The organism is Hydrogenophaga sp. SL48, assembly GCF_021729865.1.
In the GTDB taxonomy this organism is placed as follows: Bacteria; Pseudomonadota; Gammaproteobacteria; order Burkholderiales; family Burkholderiaceae_C; genus Hydrogenophaga.
Genome location: NZ_CP063400.1, coordinates 3041424 through 3060048, shown reverse-complemented (window position 1 = coordinate 3060048; position 18625 = coordinate 3041424). Strand labels below are relative to the sequence as shown.

14 protein-coding genes are annotated in these 18625 nt (G+C 65.9%); 5 read left to right on the top strand and 9 right to left on the bottom strand.

The window, feature by feature from the left end; genetic code table 11:
• Positions 1-13: 13 nt before the first annotated feature.
• The 4 genes from nadB to IM738_RS14465 form a co-directional block, all read right to left on the bottom strand.
• Positions 14-1618, bottom strand: a complete 1605-nt coding sequence (gene nadB / locus IM738_RS14480) for an L-aspartate oxidase (RefSeq protein ID WP_236961573.1) — start codon at positions 1616-1618, stop codon at positions 14-16.
• Between the two features lie 61 nt (positions 1619-1679).
• Complete coding sequence (locus IM738_RS14475) at positions 1680-2531, bottom strand: segregation and condensation protein A (RefSeq protein WP_077332225.1); 852 nt, start codon at positions 2529-2531, stop codon at positions 1680-1682.
• A 21-nt stretch (positions 2532-2552) separates the two neighbouring features.
• Positions 2553-2765, bottom strand: coding sequence for a DUF3460 family protein (locus IM738_RS14470; RefSeq protein ID WP_236961571.1), 213 nt, complete (start codon positions 2763-2765; stop codon positions 2553-2555).
• Between the two features lie 81 nt (positions 2766-2846).
• Positions 2847-4490, bottom strand: a complete 1644-nt coding sequence (locus IM738_RS14465) for a SulP family inorganic anion transporter (RefSeq protein WP_236961569.1) — start codon at positions 4488-4490, stop codon at positions 2847-2849.
• A 98-nt stretch (positions 4491-4588) separates the two neighbouring features.
• Between IM738_RS14465 and bamE the strand changes: the two genes are divergently transcribed.
• Complete coding sequence (gene bamE, locus IM738_RS14460; RefSeq protein WP_236961568.1) at positions 4589-5113, top strand: outer membrane protein assembly factor BamE domain-containing protein; 525 nt, start codon at positions 4589-4591, stop codon at positions 5111-5113.
• Positions 5114-5120: 7 nt separating this feature from the next.
• On the opposite strand, the gene IM738_RS14455 is transcribed toward bamE, so the two are convergent.
• Positions 5121-5861 (bottom strand): YoaK family protein, encoded by a 741-nt coding sequence (locus IM738_RS14455; protein ID WP_236961567.1) that lies wholly within the window; start codon positions 5859-5861, stop codon positions 5121-5123.
• Positions 5862-5872: 11 nt separating this feature from the next.
• Complete coding sequence (gene metG, locus IM738_RS14450; protein WP_236961566.1) at positions 5873-7927, bottom strand: methionine--tRNA ligase; 2055 nt, start codon at positions 7925-7927, stop codon at positions 5873-5875.
• Between the two features lie 115 nt (positions 7928-8042).
• On the opposite strand from metG, the gene apbC reads away from it, so the two are divergent.
• A complete protein-coding gene (gene apbC / locus IM738_RS14445) occupies positions 8043-9134 on the top strand; it encodes an iron-sulfur cluster carrier protein ApbC (RefSeq protein ID WP_236961562.1) in 1092 nt (363 codons plus the stop codon).
• An 87-nt stretch (positions 9135-9221) separates the two neighbouring features.
• Here apbC and IM738_RS14440 read toward each other — a convergent pair whose 3' ends face one another.
• From IM738_RS14440 to IM738_RS14430, 3 genes are all read right to left on the bottom strand, one after another.
• Complete coding sequence (locus IM738_RS14440) at positions 9222-10352, bottom strand: ABC transporter substrate-binding protein (RefSeq protein ID WP_236961560.1); 1131 nt, start codon at positions 10350-10352, stop codon at positions 9222-9224.
• Between the two features lie 43 nt (positions 10353-10395).
• Entirely contained in the window at positions 10396-12063 is a 1668-nt protein-coding gene (locus IM738_RS14435) for a benzoate-CoA ligase family protein (RefSeq protein ID WP_236961558.1), read from the bottom strand.
• Between the two features lie 165 nt (positions 12064-12228).
• On the bottom strand, positions 12229-13806 hold the full coding sequence (locus IM738_RS14430; protein ID WP_236961557.1) for a 3,4-dehydroadipyl-CoA semialdehyde dehydrogenase: 1578 nt from the start codon (positions 13804-13806) through the stop codon (positions 12229-12231).
• Positions 13807-13960: 154 nt separating this feature from the next.
• Here IM738_RS14430 and IM738_RS14425 point away from each other — a divergent pair, with 154 nt between their 5' ends.
• The 3 genes from IM738_RS14425 to boxB all read left to right on the top strand — a co-directional run bounded on the left by IM738_RS14425 (position 13961) and on the right by boxB (position 18283).
• The gene (locus IM738_RS14425; protein ID WP_236961556.1) at positions 13961-14902 is read left to right on the top strand and encodes a helix-turn-helix transcriptional regulator; all 942 of its coding nucleotides are present in this window, start codon (positions 13961-13963) and stop codon (positions 14900-14902) included.
• A 134-nt stretch (positions 14903-15036) separates the two neighbouring features.
• Entirely contained in the window at positions 15037-16707 is a 1671-nt protein-coding gene (gene boxC, locus IM738_RS14420) for a 2,3-epoxybenzoyl-CoA dihydrolase (protein WP_236961555.1), read from the top strand.
• A 148-nt stretch (positions 16708-16855) separates the two neighbouring features.
• A complete protein-coding gene (gene boxB, locus IM738_RS14415; RefSeq protein ID WP_236961554.1) occupies positions 16856-18283 on the top strand; it encodes a benzoyl-CoA 2,3-epoxidase subunit BoxB in 1428 nt (475 codons plus the stop codon).
• Positions 18284-18625: the final 342 nt, after the last annotated feature.

Below are 18625 nucleotides of genomic sequence, written 5' to 3'. Positions count from 1 at the left end.
AGTTTGGGGGCTGTCACCTTGCCGGTGGCACGAGGATCGTGGGTTTGGCTTCGGGCAGCAGATCGGGGTAGTCCCGGCTGAAATGCAGGCCCCGGCTTTCGTGCCGCAGCATGGCCGACATCACGATCAGATCGGCCACCTGCACGAGGTTGCGCAGCTCCAGCAGATCCCGGGTGACGTGGAACTGGGCGTAAAACTCATGAATCTCGCGCTGCAGCAGGGTGATGCGGTGGGCCGCCCGCTCCAGGCGCTTGTTGGTGCGCACGATGCCGACGTAGTCCCACATGAAACGGCGCAGCTCGTCCCAGTTGTGCGAGATCACGACCTGTTCGTCGGCGTCCTTGACGCGGCTGTCGTCCCACAGGGGAATGTCGGGGCTGGCGACCACGGCCGCGGTCTGGATGGCCTTCACGGCGGCCTGGGCGAACACCATGCACTCCACCAGCGAATTGCTGGCCAGGCGGTTGGCGCCGTGCAGGCCGGTGCAGGTGGTCTCGCCCACGGCGTACAGGCCTTCGAGGTCGGTGTGTCCTTCGAGATCGGTCACCACGCCGCCGCAGGTGTAGTGCGCGGCGGGCACCACGGGAATGGGCTCTTTGGTGATGTCGATGCCCAGCTCGGCGCAGCGCGCCAGGATGTTGGGGAAGTGCTCTTTCAGGAACTCGGGGCTCTGGTGCGAGATGTCGAGGTGCACGCAGTCCAGGCCGTGGCGCTTCATCTCGTAGTCGATGGCGCGGGCCACGATGTCGCGCGGTGCGAGTTCGGCACGCGGATCGTGGTCGGGCATGAAGCGGTGGCTCCCCAGGTGCGGTGGCAGCTTCAGCTGCCCGCCTTCGCCGCGCACGGCTTCGGTGATCAGGAAGTTCTTGACATTGGGGTGGTACAGGCAGGTCGGGTGGAACTGGATGAACTCCATGTTGCCCACTCGGCAGCCCGCGCGCCAGCCGGCAGCGATGCCATCGCCGGTGGCGGTGTCGGGGTTGGTGGTGTAGAGATACACCTTGCCCGCGCCGCCGGTGGCCAGGATGGTGTGGGGTGCGCTGAAGGTTTCGACCTCGTCGCGGTCCACGTCCAGCACATAGGCCCCGTGGCAGCGCACCGACCCGTTGCCGGCCTTGTGACCCGGCAGTTTGGCGTCGGTGATCAGATCGACCAGCATGTGGTTCTCGAAGAACGTGATGCCGGGGGTGGCTCGCGCGAGCTTGCTGAGCGTGGTGTGCACGGCCGCGCCCGTGGCGTCGGTGGCGTGAACGATGCGGCGGTGGGTGTGTCCGCCTTCACGGGTCAGGTGCAGTTCGCCGTTTTCGGTGGAGAAGGGCACGCCCAGTTCCTGCAGCCAGGCAATCGCGCCCGGCGCGTTCTCTACCGTGAACTGCGTGGCCTCCAGGTCGCACAGCCCGGCGCCGGCCACCAGCGTGTCGTCCACGTGCGAGGCGTAGCTGTCGCCCTCCGCCAGCACGGCCGCGATGCCGCCTTGGGCCCAGTTGCTCGAACCGTCGGAGATGCCGCGCTTGGTGACCACCGCCACGCGGTGGGTGGGCGCGAGTTTCAGGGCGGCGGTGAGACCGGCCAGACCGCTGCCGATGATGAGGACGTCAAAGGAATGGTGGGCGCTCATGGCGTGTCGGAAATGGATGGAGTGGGACGGGATGAGGCATCTCTCAGGGAGAGCCACTGCCTCAATTGGGGGTGTAAGCGAGCCTGACGTAGATGGGCGCAAACGCCTCGGCCTGGGTCAGCTCGATCAGCGTTTCCTTGGCCAGTTCCAGCATGGCGATGAAGGTCACGACCAGCACCTGCTGGCCGCGCGAGGGATCGAAAAGCTCGCCGAACTCGACGAATTTTCGACCCTGCAAATGGCGCAGCACGATGCTCATGTGTTCGCGCACCGAGAGCTCTTCTCGGCTGATCTTGTGGTGCTGCACGAGCTTGGCGCGTTTCATGATGTCGCGCCAGGCGCTCTGCAGGTCGATGGCGCTCACGTCGGGGAAGCGCGGCGCCAGCGCCTGCTCGACGTACACCTGCGCGCGCAGGAAGTCCCGGCCGTATTGCGGCATTTCCGACAGCCGCTGTGCGGCGAGCTTCATCTGCTCGTACTCGAGCAGGCGGCGCACGAGTTCCGCGCGCGGGTCTTCGGCTTCTTCGCCCTCGGCCGTCTTCTTGGGCGGCAGCAGCATGCGCGACTTGATCTCGATCAGCATCGCCGCCATCAGCAGGTACTCGGCCGCCAGTTCCAGGTTGCTGGCGCGGATCTCGTCGACGTAGCTCAGGTACTGGCGCGTCACCGCCGCCATCGGGATGTCGAGAATGTTGAAGTTCTGCTTGCGGATCAGGTAGAGCAGCAGGTCCAGCGGGCCTTCGAAGGCTTCGAGGAACACCTGCAACGCATCGGGCGGGATGTACAGGTCCCGCGGCATCGAGAACAGCGGTTCGCCGTACAGGCGGGCGAGCGCCACCTGATCGACGACCGCCGGCAGCAACGCGTCCAGCCCCTCAGGGGCCGCATCGAGCGTGCTGGCCTCGTTGCTCATCAAGGGGCGGCCACGGGCGGATCAGGTGTGGTCCGAGCCGGTCTGGTAGACGTAGGGCTGCTGGGGCACCTGGGCTTGCACGGCCTTGATCTGGAAGTCGCGATCGATCTGCTTGTCCCACAGCAGCGAGCGGCCTTCGCGCTGCGCCTGCTCCAGTTCGGGGTGGTCGGCCTTGAGCTGGTCGATGAACTGCGTCGCGTCAGACGTGTAGTGCGGGCGGGCAAAGAAGGACATGGCGGGCAGTGCGCAAAGCGCTGTGGACGGAAAACCGGTGATTTTACCGGGCCAGGCGCCGTGGCCCTGGCCCCAGTGTCCTCATTGACAGGTGTGCAGCCGCTGGTGAAAGCCTGAACGTTCGATCAGAGAGCGGGGTTGGGCGTTCAATCCGACGATGCCCATGTGGCCGCCGCGCTTTTGGACCGCCTTGTGCAACTGTTCCAGCGCGTCCAGACCGGTGGTGTCGAGCGAAATCAGCTGGGTGGCATCGAGCATGAGGTTGACGCCAGCGGGGCCGCCTTCGACATCGGCCACGATGGGATCGATTTTGGCCACCGCGCCAAAGAACAGCGAACCATAGAGCCGGTAGGTCAGCTGGTGGGGATGCCGGGCCAGCACATCGGCCCGGAAGATGTCGCTCTGCCGCCGCACGAACAGGAAGCAGGCCATGACCAGACCCAGCTCGACAGCCACCGTGAGGTCAAAGACGATGGTCACCAGGAAGGTGGACACCATCATCAGGCGGTAGTGGTTGCTGAAGTGCTTGAGGCGGCCGAACTCGCGCCATTCACCCATGTTCCAGGCGACGAACAGCAACACCCCTGCGAGCACGGCCAGCGGGATGTGCTGGGCCAGCGGCGCGGCGATCAGCACCACGGCGGCGAGCGTCGCGGCGTGCACCATGCCAGCCACGGGGGAGACCGCGCCCGAGCGGATGTTGGTGACGGTGCGAGCGATGGTGCCGGTGGCCGGCATCCCGCCAAAGAAGGGCACCACCACGTTGGCGATGCCCTGGGCCATCAGCTCCTGGTTGGGGTCGTGCTTGCGGGTGTTGCTGAGCTGGTCGGCCACGCGCGCACACAGCAGCGACTCGATGGCCCCGAGCAGTGCGAGGGTGAGGGTGGGCGTGACCAGCAGGCGAACCGTCTCCCAGGAAAAGGCCGGCAACTCGAACGCCGGCACGCTTTGCGGGATGCCGCCGAAGCGCGAACCGATGGTCTCCACCGGCAGGCTCAGGGCCCAGGACCCCAGCGACAGCGTGACCAGGGCCACGACCGGCGCCGGCAGCCGCGAGGTCGCCCTGAGTGCGCTCACGGTTTCGATGCGGTCGAGCTGTCGGCGGAATTGTGAATCCACCGCCCACAGCCTCGGCCAGAGAAACAGCCCGATCACACACAGCACCCCCAGCGAAAAAGCGTAGGGATTGACGCTGTGAACATGCTGGGTGAGGGTGGCTATCTGGCCGAAAAAATCACCCGGCATCCTGGCGATGTCCAGGCCCAGCCAGTCGCGCACCTGTGACAACGCAATCAGCACCGCGATGCCGTTGGTGAAGCCAATCACCACACTCACCGGCACATAGCGCACCAGCGTGCCCAGCCGGAACAGGCCCATGAGAAACAGCAACACGCCGGCACTGGCTGTGGCAATCAGCAGGTTGGCCACGCCATAGCGCTCGACGATGCCGTAGACGATGACGATGAAGGCGCCGGCCGGGCCACCGATCTGCACCGAGGTGCCACCCAAGGCCGAAATCAGGAAGCCCGCGATGATGGCGGTCCACAGGCCCGCCTCGGGTTTGAGACCGCTGGCGATGGCAAAGGCCATGGCCAGCGGCAGTGCCACGATGCCGACGGTGGCGCCAGCGCCCATGTCTTTGGCCAGCTTCTCGCCGTTGTAGCCTTTGATGTCCTGGATCAGTCGAGGCCGGAAGGGCGCCAGTGGGGGCAGGTGGTTCAGCATCTTGAAATGTTACGGTTGGCAACCGATGCCCCAGCTTACAGGCGGATGGCGCGCAGATGGGGGTTTACACTGAGTTTTTGCCCTGATCTGGTGCTCCCATGACACACCCGTTGATGCATTTCACGCGCCACCCGGCACGCTGGGCGCTGGCGTTTTCTGCAGCGTTGCTGATGACCGCCTGCGACCAGCAAGCGATTGGCGAGCTGGAAGAGGGCGTCTCAACCGAGGAAGATGTGCGCGAGCGCTTCGGCCAGCCCGAGGCGGTGTGGGACGGACCGGACGGTGCACAGGTCTACGAATACAACCGCCAGCCCGCGGGGTACCAGAACTACCAGATCACCATCGGCCCGGACGGCAAGATGGCGGCGCTGCGACAGGTGCTGACGGAGCGCAATTTCGCCCTGATCCAGCCGGGCATGCCGATGGAGGAGGTGCGCAAGCTGCTCGGCAAGCCGATGAAGATCACCACTTACGACCTCAAGAAAGAAACGCACCACGACTGGCGCTACCGTGACGGGCCGAACGAGAGCGACAGCAAGGTGTTCACGGTGATTTTCAACCCCGACATGCGGGTGTTGTCGACCCTGAGCGTGCGCGACCCGGATCTCGACCGGGGTCGTTGAGCGACTTTCAGGTGGCTCTGAGGCGCTGCCAGTCGTCGAGCGCCGGGCGCATGACCAGCAGCAACAGCATCAGGGCCAGCGGCACGGTGCTGATGTAGCCCAGGTGTTTGAAGCCCAGGGCGCCGGCGATGCCGCCCACCAGGAAACTGATCACCAGTTGGGCGTGCACACGCAGGCGTTCGCGGTCAGCGCGCACCGGTTGCATGTCCGGGTGGCGGTTCACATACAGCAGCTTGCCCAGCTCGATGCCCAAGTCGGTGACCAGGCCGGTCACGTGTGTGGTGCGGATTCGCGCCTGCGAGATCTTGGTGATCACGGCGTTCTGCAGACCCATGATGTAACAGAGCAGCAGCACCGTGACCGGCAGGAACACCGTGTGCCACAGGCTCATGGCGGCTCCAAAGATGCCGAACACCAGCAGCAGCGCCGCTTCGATCAGCAGTGGCAGGCCGTAGGCGCTGCGCAGCTGCAGCCGCATGCCCCAGTTCACCAACCAGGCGGTGCTCATGGCGCCCAGCAGAAAGGCCAGCACCGCGGCCAGTGCTGCGCCGGCCAGCACGAACTGGCCCAGCACGAGGTGGTCCGCCATCGACGAGACCATGCCCGTCATGTGCGAGGTGTACTGGCCCACGGCCAGGAAACCGCCCGCGTTGGCCGCACCGGCCACGAAGGCCAGCACGGTGCCGAGCTTCAGGTCGGCCTGCGGCGTGCGCTGCAGGCTGGTGAAACCGCGGATGGGTTCAAACACGTGTTGTCGTTTCAGCGAACCCGCATGCCCGGGGTCGCACCTGGCCAGGGGTTGAGGATGTGGATGCCGGGTTCGGCGTTCTCGTCGGCGTGGCTGGCGGCGAGCACCATGCCTTCGCTGACGCCGAACTTCATCTTGCGCGGCGCGAGGTTGGCCACCATCACGGTGAGCTTGCCCACCAGGTCTTCGGGACGGTAGGCGCTGGCGATGCCGCTGAAGACGTTGCGCGTGCGGCCCTCGCCCACGTCGAGCGTCAGGCGCAGCAGCTTGGTTGAGCCCTCCACCGCTTCGCAGTTGACGATCTGTGCGATGCGCAGGTCGATCTTGCTGAAGTCGTCGATGGAGATGGTGTCGGCGATCGGTTCACCGCCGGGCACCACCAGCTCCACGGCGGGTGCGGGTGGCGGCTCAAACAGAGCGTCAAGCTGCTTCACGTCCACACGTTGCATCAGGTGCTGGTAGGCGCCGATGCGGTGGCCCTTGCCGAGCAGGCGGGTGGCGTCGGCGAACTGCAGCGGCTCGGTGTTCAGGAAGGCTTCCACGTCTTTCGCCAGCGCGGGCAGCACGGGCTTGAGGTAGAGCGTGAGCAGGCGGAAGGCTTCGATGCAGGTGGTGCACACATCGTGCAGTCGGCCTTCCATGCCTTCCTTCTTGGCCAGCTCCCAGGGCTTGTTCTGGTCCACGTAGGCGTTCACGCGGTCGGCCAGCAGCATGATCTCGCGCAGCGCCTTGCCGTATTCGCGTTCGGCGTAGAGCTCGGTGATGCTCGGGGCGGCCACTTCGAGGTGGTCCAGCAGCGCATCGCCATCGGCCGAGACTTCGCCCAACTGGCCGTCGAAGCGCTTGGCGATGAAGCCGGCCGCGCGCGAGGCGATGTTGATGAACTTGCCCACCAGATCGCTGTTGACCCGGGCCATGAAGTCCTCGGGGTTGAAGTCGATGTCTTCGTTCTTGCCGCTGAGCTTGGCCGCCAGGTAGTAGCGCAGCCACTCGGGGTTCATGCCGAGTTTCAGGTACTTGAGCGGGTTCAGCCCGGTGCCACGGCTCTTGCTCATCTTCTCGCCGTTGTTGATGGTGAGGAAGCCGTGCACGAACACCGCGTTGGGCACCTTGCGGCCGCTGAACTTGAGCATCGCCGGCCAGAACAGGGTGTGGAAGGTGATGATGTCCTTGCCGATGAAGTGGAACTGCTCGGTTTCGGGCGAGGCCATGAAGGTGTCGTAGTCGCGCCCTGTCTTGTCGAAATAATTCTTCAGCGAGGCGAGGTAGCCGATGGGCGCGTCGAGCCACACATAGAAGTACTTGCCCGGTGCGTCCGGGATTTCAATGCCGAAGTAGGGCGCATCGCGGCTGATGTCCCAGTCGCCCATCTTGGGCTTGCCGTCTTCGCCGGGTTCGATCCATTCGCTGATCTTGTTCAGCACCTCGGGCTGCACCGCGCCGCTCTGCGTCCACTGGTCCAGAAAGGCCATGCAGCGCGGGTCGGAGAGTTTGAAGAAGAAGTGGTCCGATTGCTTCAGCACCGGCGCCGCGCCCGAGAGGGCCGAGTAGGGGTTCTTCAGCTCGGTGGGCGCGTAGACGGCGCCGCAGTTCTCACAGTTGTCGCCGTATTGGTCTTTCGCGCCGCACTTGGGGCACTCGCCCTTGATGAAGCGGTCGGGCAGGAACATGCCCTTTTCAGGGTCGTAGAACTGCTCGATGGTGCGGGTCTCGATCAGGCCGTTGGCCTTGAGCGCGCGGTACACGTCCTGCGCGAGTTCGTGGTTTTCCGGGCCGTCGGTGCTGTGCCAGTTGTCGAAACCGATGTGGAAACCGTCCAGGTAGGGCTTGCGGCCCGAGGCGATGTCGGCCACGAACTGCTGCGGTGTCTTGCCGGCCTTTTCGGCCGCGATCATGATCGGCGCGCCGTGCGCGTCGTCGGCACAGACGAAGTGCACCTCGTGGCCCTGCATGCGCTGGAACCGCACCCAGATGTCGGCCTGGATGTATTCCATGATGTGGCCGATGTGGAAGTGGCCGTTGGCGTAGGGCAGGGCGGTGGTGACGAACAGGCGACGCGGGCTCATGGCAAGGGGCTTTCTTTCGGGGGAACCCGCGATTTTAGGCGGGGCATGGTCCGGGCGTTAGACTTCGGGCCACTTCTGCCAATCCCCCACGTTTTTCCCCTCTGGAGACCTCTCGATGGCTGTCGACCAACAAGCGCTGCTCAATGCCCTGCAGACCGTGACCGATCCGAACACGGGCAAGGATTTTGTGTCCACCAAAGCGCTGAAGAACCTGAACGAACAGTACGGCGACGTGTCGTTCGACGTTGAACTCGGTTACCCGGCCAAGAGCCAGATCCCGGCGCTGCGGCGCGAGTTGATCGCCGCCGCCAAGGGCGTGGCCGGTGTGGAAAACGTGTCGGTCAACATGACCAGCAAGATCATTCCGCACGCGGTGCAACGCGGCGTGCAACTGCTGCCCAGCGTGAAGAACATCATCGCCGTGGCCTCGGGCAAGGGCGGTGTGGGCAAGAGCACCACGGCGGTCAACCTGGCGCTGGCGCTGGCTGCCGAGGGTGCCAAGGTCGGCATCCTGGACGCCGACATCTATGGCCCCAGCCAGCCGATGATGATGGGCATCGAGGGCCGTCCCGAGAGCGCCGACGGCAAGACCATGGAGCCGCTGGAAAACTACGGCGTGCAGGTCATCTCCATCGGTTTCCTGGTCGACAAGGACGAGGCCATGATCTGGCGCGGCCCCATGGCCACGCAAGCGCTGGAGCAGCTGCTGCGCCAGACCAACTGGAAAGACCTCGACTACCTGATCGTGGACATGCCGCCTGGCACCGGCGACATCCAGCTCACGCTGAGCCAGCGCGTGCCGCTGACCGGTGCGGTGATCGTGACCACGCCGCAGGACATCGCCCTGCTCGACGCGCGCAAGGGCATCAAGATGTTCGAGAAAGTGGGCGTGCCCATCCTCGGCATCGTGGAAAACATGGCGGTCTATTGCTGCCCCAACTGTGGCCACACCGAACACATCTTCGGCGTCGATGGTGGCAAGAAGATGGCGGCCGAGTACGGCATGGACTACCTGGGCGCGCTGCCGCTGAACATGAGCATTCGCGTGCAGGCCGACAGCGGCCGCCCCACCGTGGTGTCCGACCCCGAGGGCGAGATCGCCACGTTGTACAAGACCGTGGCGCGCCAGGTGGCGATCAAGATCGCGAAGCAGGCCAAGGACTTCTCCAGCAAGTTCCCGAGCATCAAGATCTCGAAAGAGACCTGATCTGCCCGGGCCCATGGGCGGAAGGCAGCGTCGAAAAAAAAAGACTGGCTGAGCCAGTCTTTTTTTCGTCCTCCGGGCGGAGGGGACTCAATACCGCAGACGGCCGTCGGCGTCGATGATCGCCAGCTCCACGTAGTTGGACCCGTTGTGCGACCTGGGTGAGTACTGGGCGGTGAAGCGCCCGAAGGCGATTTCGCCCGCACCCTCCATGGTCTTGATGAAGCTGGCGGTGTTCAGTTCGCGGCCTGTGCGCTTGAGGCCTTCGACCAGCAAGCGGGCGTGGACAAAGCCCTCGAACTGCGCCGCCGAGGGTGGCACATCGGGTGACTTGGCGGCGTGCAGCTTCAGGTACTCGGCGACCACGGGCACCGTGTTGTTGCGCAGCGAGGGCATGATCTGCGCGAGGATGATGCCCCGCGCCTTGTCTTTCAGTTCGCGGTTGATGCCGTCCGGGTTGGCGACCGAAAAGCCGTAGAGCACCGGCCGCGCGGCGGTCGCCTGCAGGGCCTTGACGTAGTTCGTGAACGTCAGCCCGGCGGTGCCGACGATGACGGCCTGCGGGTTGGCCTGGGCCGTGGTCGCGGCGGCCGCGGCGAAATCGGGCGCGGCCGGATCGACCTTCACCTCGACCACCAGCGGCAGGTTTTCCGCCACCGAGGCTTTTTTCACCTCGGCCAGCAGGGCCTTGCCCAAGCCGTCGTCCTGGTAGAAGAAGGCGACCCGCTGGACGCCTGTCTGCTTGAGTTGCGACAGCATGCGCACCGACTCGTTGGCGTAACTCGCGCGCACGTGAAACACGTAGGGGTTGAAGTTGTCGCGCAGGGCCGAAGCGCCGGTCACCGGGCCGAACAGGATGGTCTTCGACTCCTTGAGCAGGGGCAGCACGGCCGCCGTCTGGGCGGTGCCAGTGCTGTTGAAGACCATGAAGACCTTGTTGTCGGCCAGCAGCTTCTGGGTGTTTTCCACGGCGCGCTTGGGATCGAAGCCGTCGTCAAGGGTGACGTAGCTGATCTTGCGTCCGTGCACGCCGCCGCTGGCGTTGACGGCGTCGAACAGCAGCCGCGAGCCTTCGCCGTATTGCACGGTCTGCGGGCCCAGCGGCCCCGAGAGCACCGCCGAGGCGCCAAGCCTGATTTCGGTGGGCGTGACGCCCGAATCGTTGGCGTGTGCCCCGGCTGCGATCAGCCACCCACACGCGACCATTGCCCAACGAACCATGTTGCCTGCCCCTTGTATTGACGTCAGAAGGCAGGGAGTATGGTTATGACTTGTAATGAAAACAAGGCGGGTCTGATCGGGGTTTTCCCGCGTTGGTGGACACGATCCGATCAGCGGGTTTCAGGCCGGGTTCAACGGCGCACGAGCAGGCGCTGGTTTCCAGTTCGCGCAGCTTGAAGCGCTGGATCTTGCCGGTGGCCGTCTTGGGCAGCTCGGCCATGAACTCGATGAAGCGCGGGTATTTGTAGGGCGCGAGCTTCTCTTTCACGAAGGCCTGCAGCTCGGCTTCCGTCGCCTGGGCGCCGGCCTTCAGCACCACGTAGGCCTTGGTCTTGGTCAGGCCCTCGTCGTCGTTCTTGCCGATCACGGCGGCCTCCAGCACGGCCGGGTGCTGCACCAGCGTGGCCTCCACCTCGAAGGGGCTCACGTAGATGCCGCTGACCTTGAGCATGTCGTCGTTGCGGCCGGCGTAGGTGTAGTAGCCGTCGGGGTCGCGGGTGTATTTGTCGCCGCTCTTGGTCCAAGGGCCCTGGAAGGTGTCGCGCGACTTGGCGCGGTTGTTCCAGTACATGAGCGCCGCACTCGGGCCCTGGATGTAAAGGTCGCCGATCAGGTTGTGGCCGGTGATCACGCTGCCGTCCTCGTCGCGCAGCTGCACCTCGTAGCCCGGCACGGGTTTGCCGGTGGTGCCGTAGCGCACGTCGCCCGGGCGGTTGGAGAGGAAGATGTGCAGCATCTCGGTGCTGCCGATGCCGTCGATGATTTCGCAGCCGAAATGCGCCGTCCAGCGCTCGCCGATGTCGCGCGGCAGGGCCTCGCCGGCGGAAGAACACAGGCGCAGCGCCACCGCGCTTCTGGGCGGCAGGTCGGGCGACGCCAGCATGCCGCCGTAGCCGGTGGGTGCGCCGTAGAACACCGTGGGCTGGTGGTCGACCAGGCGCCTGAAGGTGGCCTGCGGCGTCGGCCGCTCGGCCATCAGCACCACGCTCGCGCCCACGCTCAGCGGGAACGACAGGCCATTGCCCAGGCCGTAGGCGAAGAACAGCTTGGCGGCCGAGAACACGGTGTCGCTCTCCTTCAGCCCCAGCACCGCCTTGCCGTAGAGCTCGGCCGTCCAGAAGAGACTGGCCTGCGTGTGCACCGTGCCTTTGGGGCTGCCGGTGGAGCCCGAGGAATACAGCCAGAAGGCGGGTTCGTCGCCGTGTGTGTCGGCACCTTGGCCCGGGGCGTGGGCGATGGTGACCGCCGTCTGATCGAGCGCGCCAGCGGGCAGCGGGTCTTTGGCGCGAGAGACGATCAGGTGCTTCACCTCGTGGCCACCCGTGTCCAGCGCGGTCTGCAGCGTGGGCAGCAGCGCGGCCGACACGAAGGCCGCCTGCGCGCGGCTGTCGGCCAGCATGAAGGCGTAGTCTTTGGCGGTGAGCAGCGTGTTCACGCACACCGGCACCACACCCGCGTGCAGCGCGCCGAGGAACGCGACCACCCAGTCGCTGCAGTCGTGCATGAGCAGCAGCACGCGCTCTTCCCGTTTCAGGCCCAGCGCCTGCAGACCGGCCGAGAAGCGCTGCACCTGGTCGGCGAGCTGGCCGTAGGTGAGCGGGCCAGCGTCGTCGATCAGCGCGGTCTTGCCGGCACGGCCCGCGTTGAGCGCGATCAGGTGGCGCGCGAAATTGAAGCGCTCGGGTGGGGCGGCGGTGTCGGTGTGGCTCATGACTTGTCTCCTGTGTTTCTATCTCCGACGGTCTGCTGTCCGGAGCACGGTGTCTCGATTTCAGAACACCGCGGAACCGGCTTTGCCGGGCCGCTGGTGTGGCCCCCTTCAAGGGGGTGACGCCGAAGGCGGCGCGGGGGTGGTCTCGCCCTTTGCGCGGGGGGGTCAGTATTTCAGTGGGGTGGCTGTGGCGGCGAGCGCATCGAGCGCCGCCGTGCTGCCCTGCACCGCCGAACGCCGGTGGTAGAAGCCGAGCGCGCGCAGGCCGCCCAGCTCTTCGCCACCACCGGCGCGGCCCGGGCCGCCGTGCAGGCTCATGGGCATCACGTTGCCGTGGCCGCTCTGCATGGCGGCCACGTCGGGTGAAATGGCGTGCACGCGGCCGTGGCACGAGCCGAGCTCGGCGGCGGCGCGGGCGATGAAGGCCGGGTCTTCGCTGTAGACCGAGGCCACCAGCGAACCGTCGCCCCGGCGGATCAGCTCCCAGGCCTCGTCTTCGTCTTCGTAGGCCATCAGCGTGGCGACCGGGCCGAACACCTCGACCTCGTGCAGGGTGGTGGCCTGGCCCGGATCGCGGTGGCCGAGCAGCGTGGGAGCCACGCAGGCGGAGGTGGCCGGGTCGGCGTCGATCAGGGCCACCTCGCTGCCGTCGAACAGCATCTCGGACTCATGCAGCAGCTCGGTGATGCCGTGCAGCACGCTGTGTTTCTGCTCCATGCTCACCAGCGCGCCCATGCGCACGCCCTCGCTGCGCGGGTTGCCCACGGTGACCTTGGCCAGCTTGGCGGAGATGGCCTGGGCCACCTCGTCGAACAGCTCCAGTGGCACGAAGATGCGGCGGATGGCGGTGCATTTCTGACCGCTCTTGACCGTCATCTCGCGCACCACCTCGTTCACCAGCAGGTTGAAGGCCTCGCTGCCTTCGGTGGCGGCCGGATCGAGCAGGGCGCTGTTCAGGCTGTCGGCCTCGATGTTGCAGCGCACCGAATCGGCGACCACCGCCGGGTGGCTGCGGATGATGCGCGCGGTGGCGGCCGAACCGGTGAAGCTGACCACGTCGAACGGTTGCAGCTGGTCCATCAGCCCGGCAGACGATCCGCACACCACCGACAGCGCTCCTGCTGGCAGGATGCCGGCGTCCACCACGTCTTTCACCATGCGCTGGGTCAGCCAGGCGGTGGCGGTGGCGGGCTTGACGATCACCGGCACGCCCGAGAGCAGGGCCGGCGCGGCCTTTTCCCACAGGCCCCAGCTCGGGAAGTTGAAGGCGTTGATGAACAGCGCCACGCCGCGCGTGGGGCTCAGGATGTGCTGGGTCTGGAACACCGGGTCTTTCGCCATGCGGATGCGCTCGCCATCCAGCAGCAACTTCGCGTCGCCCAGGGCCTCGCCCTGTTTGGCGTAGTAACCCAGGGTGAAGATGCCGCCGTCGATGTCCACCGCCGAGTCCTTGGTGGTGGTGCCGCAGTTGGCGGTGGCGATCTCGTAATAGGCGTCGCGGTTCGCCTGCAAGACCTTCACGATCTCGCCCAGCAGCGCGGCGCGCTGCTTGTATGTGAGTGCCCGCAGGGCGGCGCCGCCCTGTTCGCGCGAGAAGGCAAAACCCTCGGCCAGGTCCAGCCCGGCGCTGCTCACGCGCACCAGGGGCGTGCCCAGCACCGGGTCGTGCAGCGTGGCCGCGTGGCCTGCGCCGTCTTGCCAGCGGCCGGCGAGGAAGTTGGGGAGCAGGGGGGTGGTGTTCATGTCGGGTCGGGATGAGGGTTGATCGGCAGGGCTGGTCGGCCCGGGGGATTGACGCTATAAATGCACTATCTTGCGTCTTGCCATTCATGCATTAAAGTGCATGTTTCTTCGGAATGCAAGCCCTCTAGGGATAACCCTTAAAGCACCGACACCCATGAAAGAACCGGCCACCCTCGATCTTGCACCCGAAGCCGGCCCCGGCCCCGCCGAGGCCGACGAACCGCCGCGCCACCCGTTTCTGGTGGCGCTGGGCGAGCGGGTGCGCACGCTGCGCTCGCGCCGCGGCATGACGCGCAAGGCCGTGGCGCTGGCGGCCGACGTGTCCGAGCGCCACCTGGCCAACCTCGAATACGGCACCGGCAACGCCTCCATCCTGGTGCTGCTGCAGGTGGCGCAGGCGCTGCAGTGTTCGCTCACCGAACTGCTGGGCGACGTGACCACCTCGTCGCCCGAATGGCTGCTGATCCGCGAGCTGCTGGAGAAGCGCAACGAGGCCGACCTGAAGCGCGTGCGCCTGGCCATCGGCGGCCTGCTGGACGGTCATGCCGCGCCGGTGAACGACGCCGGTCGGCAGGCCCGCATCGCGCTGATCGGCCTGCGTGGCGCGGGCAAGTCGACCCTCGGGCAACGCCTCGCCGACGACCTGGGTTACGCCTTCATCGAGCTCAGCCGCGAGATTGAAAAATTCGCGGGTTGCAGCATCAACGAAATCCATGCGCTCTACGGCACGCCGGCCTACCGCCGCTACGAGCGCCGCGCGCTGGAAGAGGCGATCCAGATCTACCCCGAGGTGGTGATCGCCACGCCGGGCGGCCTGGTGTCGGACGCCGCCAATTTCAACCTCCTGCTCACGCACTGCACCACCGTCTGGCTGCAGGCCGACCCGGCCGATCACATGGGCCGCGTGGCCGCGCAGGGCGATACGCGGCCCATGGCCGCGAGCCGCGAAGCCATGGAAGATTTGAAACGCATCCTGGCCGGGCGCTCGGCCTTCTATTCCAAGGCGGACCTGCACTTCAATACCAGTGGCATGGGCGTGGACGATGCCTTTGACGGCCTGCGCACCCAGGTGCGGGAGGTGCTGGGCATTTTGTGACATGCATAAAAATGCATTGACGGTTTGAAGAAGCTGCAATATTATTCACATCACTCGGTGCCCACCGGTGATGGAATGCAGGTCGGCACCCCTTGTTTTCTCGCACCGCGCCACCCCACAAACAGGAGACAGCCATGACCGCAGCCACCACCCCCATCACCACCGTCGATTACCGCACCGACCCCGGCCAGTACCGCCACTGGAAGCTCAGCTTTGACGGCGCCGTGGCCACGCTGGCCATCGACATCGACGAAGACGCCGGCATCCGCCCCGGCTACAAGCTCAAGCTCAACAGCTACGACCTGGGCGTGGACATCGAGCTGCACGACGCGCTCAACCGCGTTCGCTTCGAGCACCCCGAGGTGCGCACCGTGGTCGTCACCAGTGGCAAGGACCGCGTGTTCTGCTCCGGCGCCAACATCTTCATGCTCGGTGTCTCCAGCCACGCCTGGAAAGTGAACTTCTGCAAGTTCACCAACGAAACCCGCAACGGCATCGAAGACACCAGCAAGCACAGCGGCCTGAAGTTCCTCGCTGCACTCAACGGCGCCTGCGCCGGCGGCGGCTACGAGCTGGCCCTGGCCTGCGATCAGATCCTGCTGGTGGACGACCGCTCCAGCGCGGTGAGCCTGCCCGAAGTGCCCTTGCTCGGCGTGCTGCCCGGCACCGGTGGCCTGACCCGCGTGACCGACAAGCGCCACGTGCGCCACGACCTGGCCGACATCTTCTGCACCACCAGCGAAGGCGTGCGCGGCAGCAAGGCCGTGGACTGGCGCCTGGTCGACGCCGTGGCCAAGCCGCAGCAGTTCGCCGCCGCCGTGAGCGAGCGCGCCGCCAGGCTGGCCGCCCAGAGCGACCGCCCGGCCGGTGCCAAGGGCGTGAGCCTGCCACGCGTGGAGCGCACCGACAGCGCCGACGGCATCGGCTACACCCATGTGAACGTCGCCATCGACCGCGCCAAGCGCAACGCCACCATCACGTTGAAAGCCCCGAGCGGCGCGCAGCCGACCGACATCGCCGGCATCGAAGCCGCCGGTGCCGCCTGGTACCCGCTGCAGATGGCGCGCGAACTCGACGACGCCATCCTCAACCTGCGCACCAACGAGCTGGACATCGGCACCTGGGTGCTCAAGACCGAAGGCGACGCCGCCGCCGTGCTGGCCAACGACGCCCTGATGCTGGCCCACAAAGACCACTGGTTTGTGCGCGAGACCATCGGCGCGCTGCGCCGCACCTTCGCCCGCCTGGATGTGTCTTCGCGCAGCCTGTTCGCGCTGATCGAAACCGGCTCCTGCTTCGCCGGCACGCTGGCCGAGCTGGCCTTCTGCGCCGACCGCGCCTACATGCTGGCCCTGCCCGACGACGCCGACAAGGCGCCCAAGCTGCAGCTGAACGAGTTCAACTTCGGCTTCCTGCCCATGGTGAACGACCAGTCGCGCCTGCAGCGCCGTTTCTACGAAGAAGCGGCGCCGATGGAAGCCGCACGCGGCGCCATCGGCAAGGCCCTCGACGCCGACGCCGCCTTCGCGCTGGGCTTGGTGACCGCCGCGCCCGACGACATCGACTGGGCCGACGAGGTGCGCATGGCGCTGGAAGAGCGCGCCGCCATGTCGCCCGACGCCCTCACCGGCCTGGAAGCCAACCTGCGTTTCGCGCAGAAAGAAAACATGGCCACCCGTGTCTTCGGTCGCCTGACCGCCTGGCAGAACTGGATCTTCCAGCGCCCCAACGCCGTGGGCGACAAAGGTGCGCTGAAGGTCTATGGCAAAGGCGACAAAGCGCAGTTCGACATGAATCGGGTTTAAGTACCCCCCGCGCCGCGCTGCGCGCGTCACCCCCCAGGGGGCGATGCGAGTGGCCCGGCAAAGCCGGTTCCACCGCATCCCCAGCTCAGACATCCCGCCCTCGACCCGTTTTTCAGTTTCACCGTCCAGTCAACCACAGGAGACACTCATGTCCACCATCGACTACAGCGACAAGATCCCCAACAACGTCAACCTGAGCGAAGACCGCACGCTGCAGCGCGCGCTGGAGCAGTGGCAGCCCAACTACCTCAAGTGGTGGGACGACATGGGCCCGGACGGTTCGCAGAACTTCGATGTCTACCTGCGCACGGCGGTCAGCGTCGATCCGCAGGGCTGGGCGCAGTTCGGCCACGTGAAGATGCCCGACTACCGCTGGGGCATCTTCCTGAACCCGGCCGAGCAGGACCGCAAGATCCACTTCGGTGACCACAAGGGCGAAGCCGCCTGGCAAGACATCCCCGGCGAATACCGCGCCAACCTGCGCCGCATCATCGTGACGCAGGGCGACACCGAGCCTGCATCGGTCGAGCAGCAGCGCCACCTGGGCCTGACCTGCCCGAGCCAGTACGACCTGCGCAACCTGTTCCAGGTGAACGTGGAAGAGGGCCGCCACCTGTGGGCCATGGTCTACCTGCTGCACAAGTACTTCGGCAAGGACGGCCGTGAAGAAGGCGAAGCCTTGCTGGAACGCAACAGCGGCAACGCCGACAACCCGCGCATCCTGGAAGCTTTCAACGAAGAGACGCCGGACTGGCTGAGCTTCTTCATGTTCACCTACTTCACCGACCGCGACGGCAAGTTCCAGCTGTGCGCCCTGGCCGAATCCAGCTTCGACCCGCTGGCCCGCACCACCAAGTTCATGCTGACCGAAGAGGCGCACCACATGTTCGTGGGCGAGTCGGGCGTGAGCCGCGTGATCAACCGCACCTGCCAGGTGATGAACGAGCTCAAGACCGACGACCCGGCCAAGCTGCGCGCCGCCGGCGTGATCGACCTGCCGACCATCCAGCGTTACCTGAACTTCCACTTCTCGGTGACCATCGACCTCTTCGGCGCCGACGAGTCGAGCAACGCCGCCACCTTCTATTCCACCGGCTTGAAAGGCCGCTACGAAGAAGGCAAACGCGTCGATGACCACGTGCTCAAGGGCCAGTTCTACAAGGTGCTCAACGTGCAGAACGGCCAGCTGGTCGAAAAAGAAGTGCCGATGCTCAACGCGCTCAACGAAGTGCTGCGCGACGACTACATCAAGGACAGCATCGGTGGCGTGGAGCGCTGGAACAAGGTGATCGAGAAGGCCGGCATCCCGTTCCGCCTGACCGTGCCACACAAGGCCTTCCACCGCAACATCGGCCTCTTGAAGGGCGTGAAGGTCGCGCCCGATGGCCGCGTGATCTCCGAGTCCGAATGGGCCGCCAACCGCGACAACTGGCTGCCCAGCGAAGGCGACCGCGCCTTCGTCGCCAGCCTGATGGGCCGCGTGGTCGATCCCGGCAAGTTCGCCAACTGGATCGCACCCCCGGTCATGGGCATCAACCGCCAGCCGGTGGACTTCGACTACGTAAGGTTTGCGTGACACCCCCCTGCGCCGCTGACGCGGCTTCCCCCCTCTCTGGCGCGCCTGCGGCGCTTGGAGGGGGGACGATGCGAGCGGCCCGGCGAAGCCGGTTCCACCGCATCCCCGTGTAGGGCGCGCGCTCCGGAGAGGTTTTTGCCGTTCCGTCTCGTCTCTCTTTTTCCTCTTCCTTCGTGCGCCAGCAAGCATGGGTTGGGGTGACCGACGCAGTGAGGTAAAGGAGGAGCCGACCGCAGGTCGGCGGGGGACACGAACGGAGTTGGTTGCCCCAGCCCATGCGGTGCCACCACGAAGTCACAAGAGACACGAACGGAGTTGGTTGCCCCAACCCATTCGGTGCCC

Coding starts and splice junctions, on each gene's coding strand:
- nadB (WP_236961573.1), bottom strand. CDS start 1,618: ATGAGCGCCCACCATTCCTTTGACGTCCTCATCATCGGCAGCGGTCTG.
- IM738_RS14475 (WP_077332225.1), bottom strand. CDS start 2,531: ATGAGCAACGAGGCCAGCACGCTCGATGCGGCCCCTGAGGGGCTGGAC.
- IM738_RS14470 (WP_236961571.1), bottom strand. CDS start 2,765: ATGTCCTTCTTTGCCCGCCCGCACTACACGTCTGACGCGACGCAGTTC.
- IM738_RS14465 (WP_236961569.1), bottom strand. CDS start 4,490: ATGCTGAACCACCTGCCCCCACTGGCGCCCTTCCGGCCTCGACTGATC.
- bamE (WP_236961568.1), top strand. CDS start 4,589: ATGACACACCCGTTGATGCATTTCACGCGCCACCCGGCACGCTGGGCG.
- metG (WP_236961566.1), bottom strand. CDS start 7,927: ATGAGCCCGCGTCGCCTGTTCGTCACCACCGCCCTGCCCTACGCCAAC.
- apbC (WP_236961562.1), top strand. CDS start 8,043: ATGGCTGTCGACCAACAAGCGCTGCTCAATGCCCTGCAGACCGTGACC.
- IM738_RS14440 (WP_236961560.1), bottom strand. CDS start 10,352: ATGGTTCGTTGGGCAATGGTCGCGTGTGGGTGGCTGATCGCAGCCGGG.
- IM738_RS14435 (WP_236961558.1), bottom strand. CDS start 12,063: ATGAGCCACACCGACACCGCCGCCCCACCCGAGCGCTTCAATTTCGCG.
- IM738_RS14430 (WP_236961557.1), bottom strand. CDS start 13,806: ATGAACACCACCCCCCTGCTCCCCAACTTCCTCGCCGGCCGCTGGCAA.
- IM738_RS14425 (WP_236961556.1), top strand. CDS start 13,961: ATGAAAGAACCGGCCACCCTCGATCTTGCACCCGAAGCCGGCCCCGGC.
- boxC (WP_236961555.1), top strand. CDS start 15,037: ATGACCGCAGCCACCACCCCCATCACCACCGTCGATTACCGCACCGAC.
- boxB (WP_236961554.1), top strand. CDS start 16,856: ATGTCCACCATCGACTACAGCGACAAGATCCCCAACAACGTCAACCTG.